Origin of the sequence: Moorena sp. SIO1F2 (assembly GCF_010672755.1) — a bacterium.
In the GTDB taxonomy this organism is placed as follows: Bacteria; Cyanobacteriota; Cyanobacteriia; order Cyanobacteriales; family Coleofasciculaceae; genus Moorena.
Map to the genome: position 1 here is coordinate 1 of NZ_JAAHFV010000639.1, position 1,667 is coordinate 1,667.

A 1,667-nucleotide genomic window follows, 5' to 3' on the forward strand; every position below is an offset into this window, starting at 1 on the left:
CTGGCTGCCTGACACATCTGTGTGAAACCAAGACGTATCAGGCTCGACACTGTAACGACTGAATCCGTGAGAACCAGATGCGATTGACATGCAGTCACGCTATCGCGTTCGTAAAAATCCTGACGAGCTTTAAGAGCGGCGCAAAGCACGGTTGCGGGTCTTTGGGTAGCAAGGGGACGGGTGTTAAAAGTTGACGACTTTTGTGGAGGACTCCCGTTAGCCAGCGCAGACCAATTTTCAGGTAGCTCAGACCATGCATGCCAATGAGGATTGACCTTTGGTCACGCTACGCGAACGACCTGCCGTCGCAGACAAAGTAGTTGAACAGCCATGCCTTGAGTCGTGCCGTACAGTAGTGCCACCGCAGCCACGCTCGTAGAGCCGTTCGAGAGCTCGCCATTGCGGATGCGGGAGTCTTCGAGCTTCTTTGGCTCCCGACTTACTGTCGCTTAAATAATTCCTCGACCCGGAACCTCAAACCGTATTGCCACAGAGTTTTTAAGGTGGGGGTTTCATCGGTGATGACCGCCCAAGGCTCTTTGACCCCTTTGACGTTGGCTAACACCAGATGAGAGACGAAACCTTAGATAGTTGAGCCTTATTACAAAAAACTTAAACATGCATACGCATAACCTACTAACTATAAAGGCTCAACTATCTTACGGTAACTTCAAGAGCGGTGTTTTCCATCTTGCCATAAACCCACATGGTGATAGAACACTGCTTCTCCCTTTTGTGGCCACAGATAACTGACTTCAATCGGATAGCGACGCGGACCGAAGCAAATTGACATCACAGGGCAGCCGTAGACAATAGTGCCAATTGCTCCAAAGTAACCAGTTCATCAAAGCATGGTTGGCGAAACCTCGGTCGGCTTTGAGCATCACATCGGCATGTTGACGCAATATCCACCGGGCTTGGCGTAACAATGGTTGATATTCTTCGAAAGCCACCGTGGCACTGCTATGCTCCTTGGAGACGAAACCTTAGACAGTTGAGCCTTTATAAGCGACAGTCTGTGAGTTATAAGTTTAAGTTATATGAAATAAGGCTCAACTGTCTTACGGTAACTTCAAACACAAGCCATGCGAAATGGCACGGCACGACCACAACACACCAGTGATAGATGAATCATACAGTAGCGATTCCAAAGCACTGTGGTATCGAGTGCAAGGTACAGACGATGAGACTGCCAATTCTTCAATTGCCTTTAGCACCAAGGGAATATATAGCCCCTTCACACCAATGAGTCGATTGCTCACAAAGCGGTGCCACCGACGTTCAAAGCTTTGGGCTTGTTTGGCGAGGCATCAGACATAAGGTTCTATGGCACTAAGGCAAAGCTTACCACTGCTAATTAAGGCACTCACCATCCAGGCTAAGGTTTTTAGATGGCGCAGATCGAGGGTAGCTGCTGTATTGACACAGAAAGTCTAACAGTTGATCATGAATTTGGGTAGAGTTGGACATGCTCCGATGGGCTGGTTGTGTAGTGACCAAGCGCCTCGCATATCCCTCTACCCTTTTTGATCGAGTCTGGCCTTCCCGTAGCGTGAGCAAAGGTCAATCGCTCTTTTCTACCAGTTGTCTGAGACCTTCCCCTCAAAACCTGCATCCCATCACCCAGGCATAATCAGGCTTTGAGGCACTTGTGTCCGGCAGTCAGG

General features: G+C 49.1%; 2 protein-coding genes. One reads left to right on the forward strand and one right to left on the reverse strand.

Annotation, left to right across the window (positions count from 1 at the left end; all coding sequences use genetic code 11):
- Positions 1-755: 755 nt before the first annotated feature.
- Positions 756-953, reverse strand: coding sequence for a hypothetical protein (locus F6J94_RS33660; protein WP_293048252.1), 198 nt, complete (start codon positions 951-953; stop codon positions 756-758).
- Positions 954-1,092: 139 nt separating this feature from the next.
- On the opposite strand from F6J94_RS33660, the gene F6J94_RS33665 reads away from it, so the two are divergent.
- Positions 1,093-1,320 carry a hypothetical protein gene (locus F6J94_RS33665; RefSeq protein ID WP_293048254.1) on the forward strand — a complete coding sequence of 76 codons (228 nt, stop codon included), beginning with the start codon at positions 1,093-1,095 and terminating at the stop codon, positions 1,318-1,320.
- Positions 1,321-1,667 lie beyond the last annotated feature (347 nt).

Bases quoted from the DNA above. Each gene is read 5' to 3' on its own strand.
- F6J94_RS33665 (WP_293048254.1), top strand. From the start codon at position 1,093: ATGGCACGGCACGACCACAACACACCAGTGATAGATGAATCATACAGT.